Below are 17,494 nucleotides of genomic sequence, written 5' to 3'. Positions count from 1 at the left end.
CAATGGATATTCAGAAAAAGCGTTATGTAACAGAAAGTGAAATACAGCAAATGAAGGATTTGGCTTATATTTGTGGGCAACAAGACAATCTTGATTACTCTTCAGATTTACATATCAACTTTTTAAAAAATCGAAATGAAGATTATATAAACGATTTTCTTCTTTATAACGGTACTCAATTAATTGGCGCTTTAAATATGTATGATTTCGAAAGACCAACAAAGCTTGAACTAATAGGCTTTGTACATCCTCATTTTAGAAAACAACGCTTCGGAACTATCCTTTTACAAACTGCAATGAAAGAAATACAAAATAGAGAGACAGATGAAGCTCTTCTTATTATTAATGGGGATTCTATTTCTGGGAATGAATTTGTAAAACATATGAAGTTACCATATTTATATAGTGAATATAGTATGGAGTGCAAAACAAACGAAATTCAAAAAACAACAGATAATAATATACAGCTTACTCTTGCACCTTCAGAATCACTTCTTGATCTTATTAAAATTTCTAGTAAAGCTTTTGGTGATTCAGTAGAAAATACGACTACATGGTTACAAAAAATGATGAATTCATCTTCCCATCAAGTTTACAGTGCCCTTATTGCTGAAAAAGTGATAGGAACAATTACAGTTTCTAAACAAGAGCAATCTACTACACTATCAGGATTCGCCGTTCATCCTTCTTATCAAGGTAAAGGATACGGAAAAGATATTCTTTGTAATATAGTACATACCCTTATTACAGAAGGAGTTTCAACAATTGAATTAGACGTCGAAACGAAAAATATCCACGCTTTAAAACTATATACACAATGTGGTTTTGAAATTAACACGAGGTATGACTATTATAATTTAATTAATTTTTAGGTGAATACATATGTTAAAAAAACAATTTATTCTAATTATGATATTTTAGCAGACATCTATAATAAACATTGGGGACATTTTGTTGAATACTCCCATCCAGCCTCGTTTTACAAGATGCTCTTCCCTACTCTCGTATATTAGATCTTTGTTGCGGGACTGGTCATCTCTGCCGGTGATAGTTTAATTTAGTTGAACTAAAAAGTGTGTTTCACAAAGTTTACTCCGTATTACATAACGAGGGTATATTCGCATTTGATATGAATAAAAAAATAAAAAAACTGAATCGAAATGATTCAGTTTTTTCTTAATATATTTACAACTGCAGTTGTTTCGTCATTTTCTTTATAGACACGCGGAATTCTTCTATCTAGCATACATGTAACTTCATAGTTTATTGTACCTAACATATCCGCTATTTCTTCTACTGCGATATTTTCTTCACCTTGTTTACCGTAGAATACTACTTCGTCTCCTACTTGTACTGGCATCGCTTTTGAAACATCCAACATTAACTGATCCATACAAACACGGCCAATAACAGGTACTCGAACCCCATTAATTAACGCATAGCCTTTATTAGATAATTGACGATTATAACCATCAGCATAACCAATTGGTACAGTCGCAATCCATTCTTCACCAGTTGTTACATACGTATTCCCATAACTTACACCACGATTCTTCTTCGCATGTTTAATATGAGCTACTTTTGATTTTAACGACAACGCAGGCTGTAAAGAAACGACTGAATGATCCACTTCTTTTGATGGATACATACCGTACACTCCTATTCCAACGCGTACCATATTTTGAAATGTGTTACTTAATTCCATTGATCCCGCACTATTTGAACTATGAATATATGGTATTTGAATTCCTAATTCTTTCGCTGTATTAACAGCTTTTTCAAATAAACTTGTTTGCATATTCGTATATGATTTATCGATTTCATCTGCCGTAGAGTAATGCGTAAACATCCCTACTACCTCTACATACTCCATACGGTTTAATTCTTCTAAAAATGGTTTAACTTCTTCTTCTTGTAAACCGATACGACTCATTCCTGTATCAATTTTCACTTGAATTTGTACTTTCTTTTGAAGACGGTTTGCAATTTCATTTATACCATGTAAATCTTCTACTCTATAAACAGTCATCATAACGTCATATTGAATTACATCTTCTACAGCCGCTACTGGTGTGTATCCTAAAATTAAAATTGGTACAGTAATTCCTGCTTCTCTTAATTCTATTGCTTCATCTACAAATGCAACTGCAAGTTGATGTATTCCCGCTTCAATTGCAGCTTTGGCAACTTCAACTGCCCCATGGCCATACCCATTCGCTTTTACAGCAGCCATCATCTTAATTTCTTCATCATTTACATGTTTTTTAAATTCTTTTACATTATGTTTTACAGCATTTAAGTCAATTTCTACAATTGTATCTCTTCCATATTTCAAACTCATTGGTCTAACTCCTAACTCAATAATTGCATTCCATTCTATTTCACGTTTCATATGACCTTTTACAATATAATACTTTTCATTATGCTAGTCAAACTACTAGAATTTTCGGAATTTTGAGTATGATATAATATCCTCAAGAAACTATTATATACGGAGACGAGGAGAATTACAATGTTTGTTCAATCTGCATTGCATCAACTAAAAGTTGCTATTGATACTTCTATTTATATGCTTAACCAATATAGTGAAAACGATTTAAAAATACAACCGATTCACTCAAAACGATCATTATTTGAAATGTGTGCACATCTTTCTCTTATTTGTCATGCTGATTTACTCATTTTAAATGGTATTTCAGAAAAAGAATTACATACCTTTTATATAGAACATACACCCGTAACAGTTGCTCACATGCAACAAACGATGATTGAAGGATACAACCTTCTCTCTAAAACATTTCTTTCCTACTCCCAAATAGAATTAGCAAAAGTTATGACTGCCTATTGGGGGATTTCTTATTCGCGCTTTGAATGGTTACTTGAAATCGTTGCACACTTTTATCATCATCGTGGACAAATTCATATTTTATTATGCGAGCATATGAAAGATCCTCGCATTCCTTTATTTGAGTGATTTTCCACTCATTCATTAATTAGCTACAAAACCAATAAAAAGTATCATTCCTAATAAAATAAATGTTTGAGCATAACCTCCTATTTTCATAAGATAAATAGAAATGATAGGTCCTATACTAGTACCTAAAAATAAAATAAAAGTATATTCCCCTTGCTTTCCCTCCTAATTGACCTCCAAGAGAAACTAAAGACGGAACGGATATAGCAATACCTATTACAAAACAGACACTCATCATTACAAGTAGAGATAGATCCGAAACAAAGCCCATTGAACTTAGACTAAAAATAACAATCAACAATCCTCCTTGAAGAACTTTCCTTACTTCAAACCTCTTTGTTAAAAGACCTGCAAGTGGTGACAGCAACATACCAAACAGCCCTGCTAAGCGAAAATAAAGGATTTGTTCTGCAGTTAAATTGTAAGTAGGAGAGCTCAAATAATTCCCTAAAACAGTATACATATTAACAAAAGCCATTATTAAAACAGGATTTTTCACACTGACTAACTATTAGTTTTAAATAATTCGCAACTTCTTTAAGGCATAAGAAATTCCGCCTTCACTCGCCTTCGTTGTAACGAAATCAGCCCTTCTCTTCAACTCCTCTCCACCATTTCCCATCGCAACTCCTAATCCTACATACTGCAACATCTCAATATCATTTCCACCATCGCCAAAAGCAATGGCTTCTAATTTACTAATGTTTAAATGTTCCAATACTTTTTGAATTGCAGTTAGCTTCGATACTTTACTATCTTCCAATACATTTATAACGTAACCATGAAAACGCTCAAACGTAAGTGCTGGATATCTTTCAATGAATTTTTGAGCTTCTGTATCATCAGCATACAGACATATGCAATACATCTCATCTGATAAGTTTCTAACTTTGTCAGGATACCGCTCTAAATTTAAAGTTTCATTTAACGCTCGCATGACACGTTCATCTTTGGAAGCAATATTATTCATTGCAAATTCTTCTGTAAAGTAAGAAACACTGTGACCATGTAATTCAGCAAAATTTGAAATATCATGAACGATTTCGCTTGAAAGTACTGATTTATGTATAACTTCTTTCCCACATTTTATATGTGCACCATTTGCTGAAATAAACGTATTTATACCTAGTTCCTTAAATTGTGAGCATAAACTATACGGTCTTCCAGTTGTAACAACTACGTGAATTCCTTTATCTATTAACCTTCGTATCGCTTCTTTTGTACTTTCGTGCATGCTTCTATCAATCTCACTTAATAACGTACCGTCAACATCGAAAAATACAACTTTGTACATAAGTCTTTACATCCCGTCCAAATGATTCGTATCATTAATGAAATGCACCGTTTTTTGTTCACCCTCAATTTCAATTAAACTTATTCCCGTATCTCCCATTTTGAAATAGTAGTCCATTGAAATTGGCATTTTGAAAAATGCACGTAATAGACTATTAATTACGCCTCCATGGGCAACAATTGCAATTCGATCATATGTATTCTCTATCATAATTTTAGAAAAGATTCCTTCTATTCTCATTCGAAACTCAATAAATGATTCTCCGTTTTCAAAACGGTCATGAAGAAACTTTGGCTCTGGATATTTCTTTGCTTCTTCAAATGATAAGCCTGCTTGCACTCCATTATTAAACTCCATTAATTCCTCTTCTAATTGAATTGGACAACCAATTGCTTCTGCTAATATTTCACCCGTTTCACGAGCGCGTTTTAATGTGCTTGCCCAAATGAAATCTGGCGCAAAATCTTTTTTCACTTTCTGTACAAGTCTTTGTACTTGTTGTCTCCCTTTGTCAGTTAACTCAAAATCAGCTCGACCTTCATGCACATGTAAAATATCAGCTTCTGATTCTCCGTGGCGTATTAGTAGTATTTGCATGTTTCTCTCTCCCTTTATTTAACATTCATAAAATTCCATTATATCACATTTTAAGATTCCAAAATAAAAAAGGAACGGTCTCCCGTCCCTCATCCATTCACTTTTTCCGCATCATTCCAATAATATTTACTAAACGCTTCTGTTAACACATCAATTGTGTTATATAATTCATCTAACGTATTATCAACACCACCAACTTCAATTAACATCGCATTTTTCGATAAATCTTGATTATAAACGCCATTTCCATCTTTTTTATACTTTGGAAAAATCCCTCTACTTAATCCGTAGTAGTTTTCATCTAAATAACTATTGATCGCTCTTGCAATTTTTTCATTTTCAGCACGGCCTTCATTTTCCATCCCAATTATAAAATATAATCTTGCATACGATTTTCCGTTAATTACTTTTGTTGTTACTTTCTTACGCTGATCGTCACGGTGTATATCAATTGGAAACGCAATTTTATTATTTTGTGCTAATGCTTCTTTTACATATTCATGAGACGCTTTATATGATTGCGGCCATTTCCATTTTTTACTCGCTAATAAATCACCCATATTCGTTTTATCGTGAACTACCGGAATTCCTTGTCCTTCAAGTTGCTCTTTCATACGTTTCCCTAGTAAGGACACATTTACATCTGGACTTGATGGATCCGTAGCCCCTGGTAATAATGGAAAGAAGGATTCCCAGCTATGTGTATGATAAATATATACTGCACTTTCACCTTTTTTCGCTCCGTTCTTTTTCTGAACCGGATTATTCTTTTCCGCTTCTGTAACTTTATCTTTTGCTACTTCCCGTTCTTTCGTTACTTCTTCAATCGGTACACTAGATTCATTTGGGATATTCGTCAAGTTTGTCCCTTCCCCAGCTACGATAATATTAGAATAATACTTTGACATACCAGGTACTTCTTTACCGACGAATGTTCTTAAATCTTTAATTTTCAAATCTGTCGCAATAGAGAACATTAAATTTCCAACTGACTCTCTTTTATTCTTCTTAAAATAATCAAATCCGTAATAGCGATTCTCACTTTCTATCATTTGAACAAAACCTTGCATCGATACTTTTCCAAACCATTGATTTGCATAATTCGATTTCATTGTATGTAAAAATGACGTCAAAATCGACGCTATCATAATTACTATTAGCGCATATAAAAGGAGTAACGAAATCAGTTTCTTCCCATGTATTCGAGTTGCATACTTTTTCACTGCATCACCTTCTTTATACATGGATATGTACAAGCTTTTCGGAATATACGCAAAAAAAAAGAGAAATGGTATCCCATTTCTCTTCCTCACTTTTATTGTTCTTTTCCTGTATCATTTGAAGGTAGTTTCTTCACTTGTTTTTCTTTAAATATTTCTCCAATTGCCCCAAGAGTACCAAGTGTTTCAATTGCATTAGACGGAATAAAGACTTTATTTGCTGGTCCTTTTGCAACTTCAGCTAATGATTCAAATGATTTGTAAGCAAGTATACGCTCATCCAAATTCGCTTCACGAAGCAATTCAATACGATTTTGTTCTGCTTTTGCGATTTCTTCAATTGCCCTTGCTTCCCCTTGCGCTTCTAATTCTTTTGCTTCTTTTATACCTTCAGCTTCGCGAATACGCGCTTCTTTATCCCCTTCAGCCATCAAGATTTTACTTTGCTTTTCCCCTTCAGCACGAAGGACTTTATCTTGTTTTGCTGCTTCAGCTTCTAAAATAATCGCACGTTTATTACGCTCAGCCTTCATTTGTTTTTCCATTGATGCTTGCACATCTTTTGGCGGGTTAATATCAACAACTTCGACACGTTCAATACGTACGCCCCATTTTTCTGTTGCTTCATCAAGCGCTAAGCGGATTTCTGTTGAAATTTTTTCACGACCAGATAACGTTTCATCCAGTTCCATTTTACCGATAATTTGACGCATCGTTGCTGAAGTAATATTACGAACACCATATTCATAGTTTGAAATACCATATGTCGCAAGTTCTGGTTCAACAATTTGATAGAAAATAATAGTATCAATTTCTACTTGAACATTATCTTTCGTAATTACCTTTTGCGGTGGTACATTCGTTTGTTGAATACGTAAGTCATGATATACACGAACACGATCTACAATTGGTATTAAAATATTTAACCCTGGGTGCATGATACGTTGAAACTTACCAAATCTTTCAACAACCCCAACTTTTTGCTGAGGAATAATTTTAATTGTTAATGCGATAAATGTAACTACAATTAGTGCGAATATAATCGTTAACGTTAATGCTACCATATTTATTCACTCTCCTTTTTCACTTGTAATATAGTACTATGCCTCTTTATAACAACGACTTTTTCTCCAGCATCAATTGAAGAATCTGCAATAGCTGTCCAAGTATCTCCATCCACTTTCACAATACCATTCGCTTCATTTGTAATCGTTTGCATAACAATCCCTTTTTTACCAACAAGCATATCTACTGTATCAGTAAAACCTTTTGCTTCTCGAAAGTTTTTTGAAATTCTTTTCGTAAAGAATGTCAAAGTTAAACTAACAATTGCACCAACAGTAACTTGTAACAGTAGTGCATCAGGAGCAAACAAAGCAATAAGACCTCCGACAACAGCTCCAATTCCAAGCCAAAGCATGTAAAATGTAATCGACAACATTTCTGCGATAAATAAAATACCAGCTATTATAAACCAAATTACCCAAGCAGCCATATGCAACCCTCACTTTCTTTCTCATTTTCTATATGTATATGAAGAAAAGAATGGTTTATCCGCCCTTTCTTACACTTGGGCGTTTGCTACAAGCTATTGTACATACTCACTGTTACAATGATCATTAATATAATACTATATCAATATATCCTTCATTATACATGAAAATCCCTTTCAAAAAGTGACAAAAAATTAAATTCTTTAAAAATTTTAATTTTTAAATTACAATTATTCTAATTACTAAATACTATTTTTTATAGAGGTGATAATCTTATTGAGAAACCTGTCACTAATCTACTATTTAGGTTCCAAAATATGCATTACTCTCGCTGACATCGTATATGTAATGATTATTACAACTCATATTTATATAGCAACTAAATCAGCTACTATTACTGCTCTTTTTCCATTATTACAAGTTATCACAAATCTAATTGCTAACATCTCTGCACCACTTATAATAAATCGTTTTCCATCTTATACGCTGTTATATACGCTCCAATGGCTGAAAACAGTCTTTTTACTATTATTAATGATTTTGTTCCCGGTCTTATCCACAAACATTATAGCTCTATTAACTTTTATTTTTGTCATTTCATTATGTAGTGGGTGGAGTGCTCCGTTATTATACGGTATTCTCCCGCGCCTTACACCGAAAGAAAAATTAGTAAAAGTAAATAGTATCTTTTCCTTTTCAACACAAATTGTGCAAGCCGTTGCTTATTCATTTACGAGTATTGTCGTTCTTCTCATTGGCGCTACTTCTACACTCATGATTAATAACATTTTAATGATTTTCGGATGCATTGCCTTACATTTTTCATTACGTTCCATACATACTGAAAGAATAGCAGATTCTCCCTCTTCCAAAAGTACTGTTTTATTGGAAGGTTGGAAACTCCTATTTCAAAATCCTTCTCTCCGTACCGTTACATATATGGACTTAATCGAAACTTTCGCAGGGACAATATGGATTGGTGCTATTACGATGGCATACGTTACGACTATCCTTCATAAAGGCGAAGAATGGTGGGGATATATTAATACAAGTTATTATGTTGGCACGTTAATCGGTGGTCTATTAGCATGGAAAATGAGTTCCTATATTCAAAACAATTTAATACGATCTATGTCGATTGGCTCTCTTATATTTAGCATTCTTACATTTTTATATGGTATGACGAGCAGCGGATTTATTGCGCTTTTTCTATGTGTTCTAATGGGACCATGTTATCAAATTAGAGATATTTCCCAAACGACTGTTTTACAATCAAGTGTCGCCCCTGCTTTATTATCCAAAATGTATACAGCACATGGTGCACTTCTTTCAACAGCCTCTGGACTATCTATGCTTAGCATTGGCATTATTACTGATATGTTCGGTGTTCGTACAATTTATATCATCGCTTCTATTCTTATTTTATGTTCCGCTTGTTTATCTTTTAGTTTATTAAAATATCATAAGACAGAGCAGAACGATATTTCAATTTAATCACTAAAACAAAGAGGACAGGGATTCCTGTCCTCTTTGTTTATTCTATTCATGATAAGTTGGGGATTTTTCTATGCTTTGTCGCTTGTTCAAAAGCATAAGCTAATTTAATTAATATCCCTTCACTAAAGGCAGTGCTTGCAATGGTAATTCCAAAAGGCCTCCCGCTTTCCATATACCCTGCTGGTATTGCTATAGACGGATAACCCGCTTTTGCACATATAGTAGAACCTATATAGGAAGGAAACAGTATCGCATCAAGATTATATTTTTCCAATGCAAAATCAATGCCTTGTTCTTGAGAAAAATATATATCTTCTAATCTCGCATTTAAATATTCTGGATTTCGTAAAGTATTAGGAAAATCTTTTCTTCCCTCTAACTTAGTTTGTCAATATTTTAAAGCTCTTTCTGCTATGTTTTTATTAAACTCCATTAACTCCGAAATAGAATGTACCGGGATAGTAGAAGGTAATTTAGAAAGATAGTTATCTAAACTATGCTTCAGCTCATAAAGCGGAACTCCCCAGCTCCATTCTCTATGAAAAGAAGGAATATCAATATTTTCTACTACTGTCGCTCCTTCATTACGTAATACTTGAATCGTTTCCTTAAACAAGATTTCATCATACTCACCATTTTCGTAATAATCTTTTGGTGCATCGTTAAACACACCAATCTTCGCTCCATTTAAACCATTTGCATCAAGGTAAGATGTATAATCCCGATATGCCCTATTTTCACTTTTTCGAGTAACTACATCTTTCTCATCCACTCCAGTTAAACTCCCTAGCAAAATAGCAGCATCTGTTACCGTTCTAGCAAATGGTCCAGCTGTATCTTGTGAATAAGTAAATGGAATAATTCCTCTACGACTAATTAAACCGACAGTCGGTTTAATACCTACTACAGAATTTTGAACAGCGGGGCTCAAAATAGAAGCATCGGTTTCTGTCCCAACAGATACTACTGTAAAGTTAGCAGCAACTGCTATCGCAGATCCTGTACTAGATCCGCCAACAAACATATGATCCTTGCCCGTTCCGTATGGATTGATTGTTTGACCACCTTTTGCACTATATCCAGCCCACATTTCAAAAGACATTGCATTTGCTAATTCTGTCATATTCGTTTTTCCAATTATCACTGCCCCTGCTTCTCGCAGTTGAGTAACGAGAAATGCATCTTCACTGCTTATATTTTGTTCTAGAGCTATTGTACCTGCACTTGTATGCATGGAGTCATTCGTTTCAATATTATCCTTAAGCAAAACAGGTATTCCATGTAATGGACCCCTTATACCTTTTGTCTTTCTTTCATAATCTAACGCTTCTGCAATAAAAATTGCATCTGGATTGATTTCTAAAATTGAATTGATTTTCGGTCCGTCTTGATCATACTTTGCGATTCTATAAAGATAATACATCACTAGCTCTTTTGAAGTTAACTTTCCTGATTCCATTTCATTTTGAATATCTTGAATTGTTAATTCCTTTTTTAAGATTGGATTAAACTGAATTTCCATTTATATTCTCCCTTATATGAACTTTTTTAGCGTATACCCCTTACTTTTTCATTTTTTTCACCTCAACACATCCTAAATTAATATTCCTTTAAAGAAATTCAATTTCCTTATTTAAACACCTTTAATTTACCGAAAAATAAAAATAGTCTGAAACGGATTAACCTTCGCTTCAGACTCTTACATTACTGTGCGTATACTTCATCTAACAAATGTAAAAACTCACCTTGTTTCCCAGCTAATTCAGGGCATTTTGCAATATCAACCCATTCGTAGCAAAATACTAATCCTTTATCTTCCTCACCAGCACTTACAATATGTTCCCAAGTATCCTTTACATCTGTTAGTAAAGTTACATGAAAAAAGTGGCATTTTTCATATTCCTGTTTTTCTTTCATATGTATGATGTAATCTGCTAAAAAACGTTCTATGCATAAATGACGCAATCCGGATTCTTCCTGTACTTCACGCAATATAGCCGCTTCTAACGTTTCACCTTCATTAACCGTTCCTCCTGGCACTTGAATACCAGCTTCATGTATATCACGATGTTTAAAAACAAGTAATTGCATAACCCCCTCTTTTTCTCTTGTAATATATGCATGTACTTTTTTCTTATATAACATCGTCATTATACGTCTCTCCCCTCAATCATTTACTCTGTTACTTCTTCAAGCGTCAGTTGATTATCATACAAATATGTAGCTTGTGGATTTCCCACATACCTTACGTGCCATGGTTCATACCGATAACCCGTAATCGTTTCTTTCGCTTTTGTGTATCGAACAACAAAACCAAATTTATGGGCATTTTCAGAAAGCCACTGACCTTCTTTCGTTTCCCCAAAAACCGTCTCTAACTGAAATTTAGCAGATTGAGACGTAATATCCATAGCTAGTCCAGTTTGATGCTCACTTGTGCCAGGAACCGCGCTAGACATTGCTGTTTTTGCTTCCCCGTCTTGTTTTTTATACATCGTATTTAATGCTTTTTGTCGATCAAAAGATCTAAATCCAGAAACTGCAAAAAGAAAAATACGCTCGTTGTCAGCCTGCTGAAACATATCCTCAAGCGCCCTCGCTGCCTCTTTTCTCATCTTTTTCTTTTCTTGATCACCTTCACTAGAGTAGCGCACTTTCGGAATAACTAAATCTGGCGGTCTATACCCATCTGGTAAACGCCTACTTTTATTTACAAGTACAAGCATTGAATTCGGATTATTAATTACCGCAATATCCCCATCCATATTAGCAATCGTTTCTTTCGCTTTCGGAAATATGCTATTTACACTTACTTCCCGCGCCTGCTTATCCTTATACATTTTATAATTGATTCCTGCTACTCCAATAATAATTATTGCAGCTACAATACCAAGTAGTGCCCATCTTTTTTTCATATAACGACCTCTTATTTTAATAATTTGGCCATTTCATACTCATCGATGCCCTTTCCATCGATAATAAGAGCAGCTTTTTTGACACCTTCTTTCTCAAATCCAGCTTTTTTATATAGTGCCTGAGCTCTTGTATTGTGGGCCATTACTGTTAATTCTAAACGCCATACATCATGTAATTTTGCCCACTTCTCAACCTCTTTAAACAATCTAGTCCCAATACCTCGCCCGTTATACTCTTGCAAAATACCAATTACAATGCTTGCCACATGCCTCTTTCTTTGAATGTTATTTCCATTCACTAATATAAAACCTACTATCCTCTCATCTTCAACTGCTACAAATATTGTTGCATATTCATTTTCCATAAATCGATGGATCATTTTTTCTTGTTGCTCAGCTGTAGTTTTCCTTTCTCCTGGTTCATATAGCATAAACTTCGTTTCTTCATCTAATTGCTTACTTAATTGCAAAAATGATGCTGCATCTTCTATTTCGATTTCCCTAATCACTTCAATCACCCTACCAGTTTCATAATAAAAAGTTTTCCTTATAAAAAGATTTTCTCTACTTTCCCGAAAATTCCTTTGTAAATCTCCTACTATAAATTGACAAATTTCGATATTACTATAACAACGACAAATTATGTCTATTCTGTGACGTCTCACCATTACAAAGAAAAAACGCAAGCATTACACTTACGTTTTTTCAAGATTGAAGTGAGCTAATAATTATCGATAGATGTCCTGGCTAATTCACGTTTCACTTTATCCATTCACTTTTTCTGCCTGCCAAAAATATTCACCAAATGCTTTAGCAAGTGCATCAATTGATCGATTCAATTCTTCCACTGTATTATCTACACCGCCAACTTCTATTAATATCGCTTGTCCTGATAAGTCTTGATTATAGATTCCATTTCCTGTCTGGAACCCTTTTTGAATGACCCCACGACTCACTCCTGGATATTTCTTATTAATCGCCTCATGTAAAGCTGTCGCTAATTGTAAGTTTTTTTCATAGTTTTTATTTCCTTTCCCTACTACAAATGCAAGCTTTGCATATGATTTATCTCCAATTGTTTTTGTCGTTACATTCTTTCGGGCACTATCACGATGCAAATCAAAAAAGTATTGAAGATCTTTATTTCCAGCCATAGCTTGCTGCACAATTTCTCGTGACATCTTATACGAACTATTACTGTTTAAACCTTTACTTATTAACTTTTGACCAACATCACTCTTATCGTTAGTAGCTCCAATCCCTTCTCCTTCTAGTTGTTCACGGAAACGATCTCCTAATATAGAAATATTCGATACAGAACTCGTTGCTTTATTCGGATCCGGGTCATTCGTTAAGTTAAGTAAAGGTAAATAAGATTCCCAGCTATGTGTATGATAAATAAACGCAACTTGTCTCTTCCCGGTCGTTTGGGACGGCTGTTTTTTCTCTTTACTCGTATCTTGTTTAGGTGCTTGTCCAGTTCCACTAGTCCGTTCCTTCACTACTTCTTCAAGAGGAACACTCGACTCTATCGGTAAGTTAGAATAATTTGTACCCTCACCCGCAATAACAATTTCTGTATCGTACTTACCAAACCCCGGGAGCTCTTTCCCGACGAAACTGCGTACATCATTAAAGCGAATATTTGTAGCCATAGAAAAGAGAAAAGAAGAAATTGAAAAATCTTGATTCAAATTTCGATACTCCTGTGTAAAATAATGATTCTCTTTTCCAAGTACATACATGTAACCATTCATCGATAACTCATTTAACCAATTATATAAATACGTTGACTTTGTCTCTTTCATAGAGGTTACCATCAGACTAATAAGAAAAAAAGTCGCTAGCATTGTAGTAATAACAAATAAAACTAACTTACGCATATTTGTAAACTTCATAAAAAAAAAGCCCCGATTCATACTATCACCTCTCTATTTTAAGTTATGTACAAGCCCTAGAGAATAGACCGTTAAAATTCCGGCTATATTGTTAATGAGGTGAAATGAATTGAAGCTATTAATAGGAATATTACCAATCGCTCTATCATTCATTTTTTATTTGTCCGCTAAGCAACCAAAAATCTCTATTGTGCTACATATTTCTGCGTACTTGGCACTGTATGTACTCGGTACAATTATTTCCATTAATATATACGATGTTTTAATACAAGATTTAGTTTTCATGACGAGCATTCATGGAATTTTACTGAATCCATTTTTCCTTATTGCAGGAGCGTATATAGGAACATACACTTTGTACCTACTTTTGTCTCACATTATTATGAAAATAAAAAATGGAGCGTAATGAAATGCAACCACCATTTATCTGTCATACATGCAAAAAAAGAATTGTGAGAAAGAAAGACCTTATTACAGCCACATGGTACTTCCGCTTTTATTTATTTCACAGTGATTGTTTTAAACGACAGCAAGTGTTTATCTCACGATTTCTCCCTGTGAATACACTTTTCAATTTCTTTCTTATTATATATGGAATTATTTTTGGCAGTATTCTTATGATTACAGAACCATCTATTATTTGGCTGACTTTCTTTTTTCCCATTTTTTATCGGTTTCTTTCTTATTATTATGTTGAACGTTTTTTCTCTACATAACGCGCAGACTGACCTCTCGGAATACTTAAACATTCCCACTCATTTTCTTTTAACATCTTCCCAATGTAAATAATCTGACCAATATGCAATGCATAATGAGCAATTTGCCTTTCAATTGCTTGCATGACAGTATGTGCTTCACCGCGAATGTATACCGTCTTCAATAAGTGTTCCGGCGTTAAAGTATTCATCGTATTAAAAACATATTTCCATCCTTCTTGCCAAGCTATAAGGGTTTCTTCTTTTGAGTGATAGCATCCTTCAAATTCACCATCTCGATTACGATCTGTTTTTTCACCATCAGACGTTAAAAAATCCGTCCATCTAGAACGCATATTACCGTGCAGATGCTTAATAATAATCGCTATACTATTTGTTTCTTCATGAGAAGACCATTGTATTTGTTCATATGATAATTGAGAAAGTGCCCGTTCCCCTTGTTTCTTTGTTGCTTTAAAGTTCGAAATCGCACATTGTAAATATTCTCGTCCGATATCCATATTAGCCCCTACCTTCACCCTAGCTAATTTTTGTTCCATTTGGCAATTTCATATTAGGCTGAAGTAACACAACATCATCAGCTTCAGGAACACCACCAAGCACAAGTACTTCTGATTTGAATCCAGCTACACGCTTTGGTGGAAAGTTTACAACAGCAACGATTTGTTGACCGATTAAATCTTCTGGACTATACCTTTTCGTAATTTGAGCACTTGACTGCTTTATCCCGATTTCTCCAAAATCTATTGCTAGTTTAATCGCTGGTACTCTCGCTTCTTTAAATTCCTCTGCATGTATTACAGTTCCAATTCTCAAATCCAAATTTAAAAAATCTTCAAAATTAGCCATTTATCATTCCCCCCAATTATTACTTAGACAAAATACAAAAATCCCCTTCAAAAAAAGAAAGGTGCCTAAGCACCTTTCTTTTGTAATTCACTTGATTCATTTGATTTATAGAAGAAGAAACCGAGAATCCCGCCAATACATGATGGAATTAACCATCCGATTCCTTCGTTATATAACGGTAACATTTGTAGTACATTAGAAATCGCGTCAATTTTAATTTTCGCACTTTCTAAACCGTTAAAGAAACTAATTAACAATGCACCTAAAATAGCTCCAATATAAATTGTATTACGCTTCCCAATCCACTTATGGAAATAAGAAAGTACGATTAATACAATTGCAACTGGATAAATGATCATTAACACAGGTAATGTTACTGCGATTAATTGCGTTAAACCTAGGTTAGATACAATTAAACTAAATACACATACCATTGTTACAATCGTTTTATGCGAAAGTTTTGGGAATAAGTTTGTAAAGAAACCCGCACACGCAGATGTTAGCCCAACAGAAGTTGTTAAACAAGCGAGTATAATAACAAGCCCTAATAAAATTTTACCACTCGTCCCATATAGCTCATTTACAACATTCGTTAAAATAAGACCACCGTTTTCTGAGATACCAAGTGATGTACTTGTTGAACCAAGATAAGCAAGTGATAAATAAATTAACGTTAAACCAAGTACAGCAATAATACCTGATACTACTGTTATTTTTGCAATTTGACTACTCTCTTTTATCCCTTTAGAGCGGATAACTTGTACAACGACAATTCCGAATACGAGCGCGCTAATTGCATCCATCGTTAAATATCCTTGAATAAATCCACCAAAGAAAGCATTTTCTTTGTAAGCAGCTAACGGCGCAGCTGGCTCTCCAATTGGATCAATAATTGCCTTTCCGACAATAACAGCGACAATTAATACTAATAATGGTGTAAGAAACTTTCCGAACCAATCCACTAATTTAGATGGATTTAATGATAAATACCACGTTATTCCGAAGAAAACTATCGTGAAAAGAAATAGCATGTACCACTCTGAAACCATTGCCTCTGATAAAAACGGCTTCATACCCATTTCAAACGAAACAGCTCCAGTACGAGGAATCGCGAAAAATGGTCCAATTGCTAAATAACTAATCAATGGGAAAATAAACGCAAATATAGGGTGGACTCTAGAAGATAGCGCTTTCAAGTCCCCCTCTACAAACGCGACAGCTGTTACAGCTAGTAGGGGTAATCCGACTCCCGTTACAAGGAATCCTATTGTAGCAATCCAAACATTCTCTCCTGCTTGTTGACCTAAAACTGGCGGAAAAATTAAATTTCCTGCTCCTAAAAATAATGCAAATAGCATTAAACCAATTGCTACCGTATCACCTGGCCTTAAACGTCCCTTCATGCTCTTCATTTGCATAGCACTTTTTCATTGTTTATCTCTATATTTTACAATATGCTATGCATCCTCCTCTCTGCTCAAGATGATAAAATATGCCCCTTACAAAGCAGTGTCTTTCTCCATAATTTCTCCATTCCCCTTATTTTTACTCTAATCATTAATACAATTATTATTTTAAATTTTGATTTTTTTGAATTTTCAAATCATTAGAGTATTATTATGTGGAGTGTAGATGTCAGACCTCTTTGTTTTTATCACACATATAGTAACATATTTAGTTGCAAAATAAAAACATATTTTCAAATTGATTTTTTTGAAAATCGAAATTATCTACATTTTTTATTCTCTTACACAAATATTGTTATAATCTCACCTATTATTCGATCGTTATTTTCAAATAACTTTATACACGTAACATACAAAAGCCATCTAATATAATTGAAGTGACCCCCGAAAGTTAGACAGGTCGTTTCATTAGGCAGCCTCTAGGGTATGAGCCCGGTATTGTACTGGGCTCATACCCTAGAGGCTGCCTTAATTCTTTTATGATTATAGTATTCTATATACTTTGCTAATTCTTGTTTGAAATGTGTTATACTTTCAAATTCTTTTCGATACAGAAATTCCGATTTCATGATACC

Annotated in this window: 19 protein-coding genes and 3 pseudogenes; 6 read left to right on the top strand and 16 right to left on the bottom strand. The window is 34.2% G+C overall.

The window, feature by feature from the left end; genetic code table 11:
- Window positions 1-2 precede the first annotated feature (2 nt).
- Window positions 3-872, top strand: a complete 870-nt coding sequence (locus ACS2CR_RS14345) for a GNAT family N-acetyltransferase (RefSeq protein ID WP_053513141.1) — start codon at window positions 3-5, stop codon at window positions 870-872.
- A pseudogene (locus ACS2CR_RS14340) lies at window positions 873-1,135 on the top strand (class I SAM-dependent methyltransferase); the annotation flags it as partial.
- A gap of 30 nt (window positions 1,136-1,165) precedes the next feature.
- On the opposite strand, the gene alr reads toward ACS2CR_RS14340, so the two are convergent.
- Window positions 1,166-2,341, bottom strand: a complete 1,176-nt coding sequence (alr, locus tag ACS2CR_RS14335; RefSeq protein ID WP_021727885.1) for an alanine racemase — start codon at window positions 2,339-2,341, stop codon at window positions 1,166-1,168.
- A 171-nt stretch (window positions 2,342-2,512) separates the two neighbouring features.
- On the opposite strand from alr, the gene ACS2CR_RS14330 reads away from it, so the two are divergent.
- Window positions 2,513-2,974, top strand: a complete 462-nt coding sequence (locus ACS2CR_RS14330; RefSeq protein ID WP_000498004.1) for a DinB family protein — start codon at window positions 2,513-2,515, stop codon at window positions 2,972-2,974.
- Between the two features lie 118 nt (window positions 2,975-3,092).
- Here the strand turns inward: ACS2CR_RS14330 and ACS2CR_RS14325 are convergent, their stop codons facing one another.
- The 6 genes from ACS2CR_RS14325 to ACS2CR_RS14300 form a co-directional block, all read right to left on the bottom strand.
- Window positions 3,093-3,452 carry a hypothetical protein gene (locus ACS2CR_RS14325; RefSeq protein WP_003284084.1) on the bottom strand — a complete coding sequence of 120 codons (360 nt, stop codon included), beginning with the start codon at window positions 3,450-3,452 and terminating at the stop codon, window positions 3,093-3,095.
- A 39-nt stretch (window positions 3,453-3,491) separates the two neighbouring features.
- The gene (locus ACS2CR_RS14320; RefSeq protein ID WP_000278964.1) at window positions 3,492-4,268 is read right to left on the bottom strand and encodes a Cof-type HAD-IIB family hydrolase; all 777 of its coding nucleotides are present in this window, start codon (window positions 4,266-4,268) and stop codon (window positions 3,492-3,494) included.
- 6 nt (window positions 4,269-4,274) lie between these two features.
- Window positions 4,275-4,865: a histidine phosphatase family protein gene (locus tag ACS2CR_RS14315; protein ID WP_001166433.1), complete on the bottom strand. Its 591-nt coding sequence runs from the start codon at window positions 4,863-4,865 to the stop codon at window positions 4,275-4,277.
- An 89-nt stretch (window positions 4,866-4,954) separates the two neighbouring features.
- Window positions 4,955-6,160, bottom strand: coding sequence for a stage II sporulation protein P (gene spoIIP / locus ACS2CR_RS14310; protein WP_313897460.1), 1,206 nt, complete (start codon window positions 6,158-6,160; stop codon window positions 4,955-4,957).
- A gap of 20 nt (window positions 6,161-6,180) precedes the next feature.
- Entirely contained in the window at window positions 6,181-7,149 is a 969-nt protein-coding gene (locus ACS2CR_RS14305; protein WP_000226253.1) for an SPFH domain-containing protein, read from the bottom strand.
- A gap of 2 nt (window positions 7,150-7,151) precedes the next feature.
- Window positions 7,152-7,580, bottom strand: coding sequence for an NfeD family protein (locus tag ACS2CR_RS14300; RefSeq protein WP_000741975.1), 429 nt, complete (start codon window positions 7,578-7,580; stop codon window positions 7,152-7,154).
- A gap of 274 nt (window positions 7,581-7,854) precedes the next feature.
- Here ACS2CR_RS14300 and ACS2CR_RS14295 point away from each other — a divergent pair, with 274 nt between their 5' ends.
- Complete coding sequence (locus ACS2CR_RS14295; protein ID WP_001245226.1) at window positions 7,855-9,072, top strand: MFS transporter; 1,218 nt, start codon at window positions 7,855-7,857, stop codon at window positions 9,070-9,072.
- A 49-nt stretch (window positions 9,073-9,121) separates the two neighbouring features.
- On the opposite strand, the pseudogene ACS2CR_RS14290 reads toward ACS2CR_RS14295, so the two are convergent.
- The 5 genes and pseudogenes from ACS2CR_RS14290 to spoIIP (ACS2CR_RS14270) form a co-directional block, all read right to left on the bottom strand.
- Window positions 9,122-10,597 (bottom strand): annotated as a pseudogene (locus tag ACS2CR_RS14290) (amidase family protein).
- A gap of 182 nt (window positions 10,598-10,779) precedes the next feature.
- Window positions 10,780-11,226 (bottom strand): NUDIX hydrolase, encoded by a 447-nt coding sequence (locus tag ACS2CR_RS14285; protein WP_000178288.1) that lies wholly within the window; start codon window positions 11,224-11,226, stop codon window positions 10,780-10,782.
- A 23-nt stretch (window positions 11,227-11,249) separates the two neighbouring features.
- Entirely contained in the window at window positions 11,250-11,990 is a 741-nt protein-coding gene (locus ACS2CR_RS14280) for a M15 family metallopeptidase (RefSeq protein WP_000747647.1), read from the bottom strand.
- 11 nt (window positions 11,991-12,001) lie between these two features.
- The gene (locus ACS2CR_RS14275) at window positions 12,002-12,499 is read right to left on the bottom strand and encodes a GNAT family N-acetyltransferase (protein ID WP_000617573.1); all 498 of its coding nucleotides are present in this window, start codon (window positions 12,497-12,499) and stop codon (window positions 12,002-12,004) included.
- A gap of 255 nt (window positions 12,500-12,754) precedes the next feature.
- Window positions 12,755-13,909: a stage II sporulation protein P gene (gene spoIIP / locus ACS2CR_RS14270; protein ID WP_001079274.1), complete on the bottom strand. Its 1,155-nt coding sequence runs from the start codon at window positions 13,907-13,909 to the stop codon at window positions 12,755-12,757.
- Window positions 13,910-13,997: 88 nt separating this feature from the next.
- On the opposite strand from spoIIP (ACS2CR_RS14270), the gene ACS2CR_RS14265 reads away from it, so the two are divergent.
- Both ACS2CR_RS14265 and ACS2CR_RS14260 read left to right on the top strand, forming a co-directional pair.
- Window positions 13,998-14,294, top strand: a complete 297-nt coding sequence (locus ACS2CR_RS14265) for a hypothetical protein (RefSeq protein ID WP_000770738.1) — start codon at window positions 13,998-14,000, stop codon at window positions 14,292-14,294.
- A gap of 4 nt (window positions 14,295-14,298) precedes the next feature.
- On the top strand, window positions 14,299-14,604 hold the full coding sequence (locus ACS2CR_RS14260; protein WP_016109792.1) for a hypothetical protein: 306 nt from the start codon (window positions 14,299-14,301) through the stop codon (window positions 14,602-14,604).
- On the opposite strand, the gene ACS2CR_RS14255 is transcribed toward ACS2CR_RS14260, so the two are convergent.
- The 4 genes and pseudogenes from ACS2CR_RS14255 to ACS2CR_RS14240 all read right to left on the bottom strand — a co-directional run.
- On the bottom strand, window positions 14,577-15,143 hold the full coding sequence (locus ACS2CR_RS14255) for a DUF1572 domain-containing protein (RefSeq protein WP_000435828.1): 567 nt from the start codon (window positions 15,141-15,143) through the stop codon (window positions 14,577-14,579). The two genes, ACS2CR_RS14260 and ACS2CR_RS14255, sit on opposite strands and share 28 nt — an antisense overlap.
- The gene (csaA, locus tag ACS2CR_RS14250) at window positions 15,124-15,453 is read right to left on the bottom strand and encodes a chaperone CsaA (protein WP_001263016.1); all 330 of its coding nucleotides are present in this window, start codon (window positions 15,451-15,453) and stop codon (window positions 15,124-15,126) included. Before csaA ends, ACS2CR_RS14255 begins: the two co-directional genes overlap by 20 nt.
- Before the next feature lie 65 nt (window positions 15,454-15,518).
- Complete coding sequence (gene brnQ4, locus ACS2CR_RS14245; protein ID WP_011110049.1) at window positions 15,519-16,856, bottom strand: branched-chain amino acid transport system II carrier protein BrnQ4; 1,338 nt, start codon at window positions 16,854-16,856, stop codon at window positions 15,519-15,521.
- A gap of 471 nt (window positions 16,857-17,327) precedes the next feature.
- Window positions 17,328-17,494 (bottom strand): annotated as a pseudogene (locus ACS2CR_RS14240) (IS3 family transposase); the annotation flags it as partial.

The sequence above is a fragment of the Bacillus cereus group sp. BceL291 genome (assembly GCF_051776705.1).
GTDB classification, from domain to species: Bacteria; Bacillota; Bacilli; order Bacillales; family Bacillaceae_G; genus Bacillus_A; species Bacillus_A cereus.
The sequence above is the reverse complement of the archived record's forward strand: the minus strand, read 5'-3'. Positions and strand labels throughout refer to the sequence as shown.

Excerpts from the sequence above, each read along its gene's own strand:
- csaA (WP_001263016.1), bottom strand. The coding sequence starts at position 15,453 with ATGGCTAATTTTGAAGATTTTTTAAATTTGGATTTGAGAATTGGAACT.
- ACS2CR_RS14255 (WP_000435828.1), bottom strand. The coding sequence starts at position 15,143 with ATGGAACAAAAATTAGCTAGGGTGAAGGTAGGGGCTAATATGGATATC.
- ACS2CR_RS14320 (WP_000278964.1), bottom strand. The coding sequence starts at position 4,268 with ATGTACAAAGTTGTATTTTTCGATGTTGACGGTACGTTATTAAGTGAG.
- brnQ4 (WP_011110049.1), bottom strand. The coding sequence starts at position 16,856 with ATGAAGGGACGTTTAAGGCCAGGTGATACGGTAGCAATTGGTTTAATG.
- ACS2CR_RS14260 (WP_016109792.1), top strand. The coding sequence starts at position 14,299 with ATGCAACCACCATTTATCTGTCATACATGCAAAAAAAGAATTGTGAGA.
- ACS2CR_RS14305 (WP_000226253.1), bottom strand. The coding sequence starts at position 7,149 with ATGGTAGCATTAACGTTAACGATTATATTCGCACTAATTGTAGTTACA.
- ACS2CR_RS14345 (WP_053513141.1), top strand. The coding sequence starts at position 3 with ATGGATATTCAGAAAAAGCGTTATGTAACAGAAAGTGAAATACAGCAA.
- ACS2CR_RS14300 (WP_000741975.1), bottom strand. The coding sequence starts at position 7,580 with ATGGCTGCTTGGGTAATTTGGTTTATAATAGCTGGTATTTTATTTATC.
- spoIIP (WP_001079274.1), bottom strand. The coding sequence starts at position 13,909 with ATGAATCGGGGCTTTTTTTTTATGAAGTTTACAAATATGCGTAAGTTA.
- ACS2CR_RS14325 (WP_003284084.1), bottom strand. The coding sequence starts at position 3,452 with ATGGCTTTTGTTAATATGTATACTGTTTTAGGGAATTATTTGAGCTCT.
- ACS2CR_RS14280 (WP_000747647.1), bottom strand. The coding sequence starts at position 11,990 with ATGAAAAAAAGATGGGCACTACTTGGTATTGTAGCTGCAATAATTATT.
- ACS2CR_RS14285 (WP_000178288.1), bottom strand. The coding sequence starts at position 11,226 with ATGACGATGTTATATAAGAAAAAAGTACATGCATATATTACAAGAGAA.
- alr (WP_021727885.1), bottom strand. The coding sequence starts at position 2,341 with ATGAGTTTGAAATATGGAAGAGATACAATTGTAGAAATTGACTTAAAT.
- ACS2CR_RS14330 (WP_000498004.1), top strand. The coding sequence starts at position 2,513 with ATGTTTGTTCAATCTGCATTGCATCAACTAAAAGTTGCTATTGATACT.
- ACS2CR_RS14315 (WP_001166433.1), bottom strand. The coding sequence starts at position 4,865 with ATGCAAATACTACTAATACGCCACGGAGAATCAGAAGCTGATATTTTA.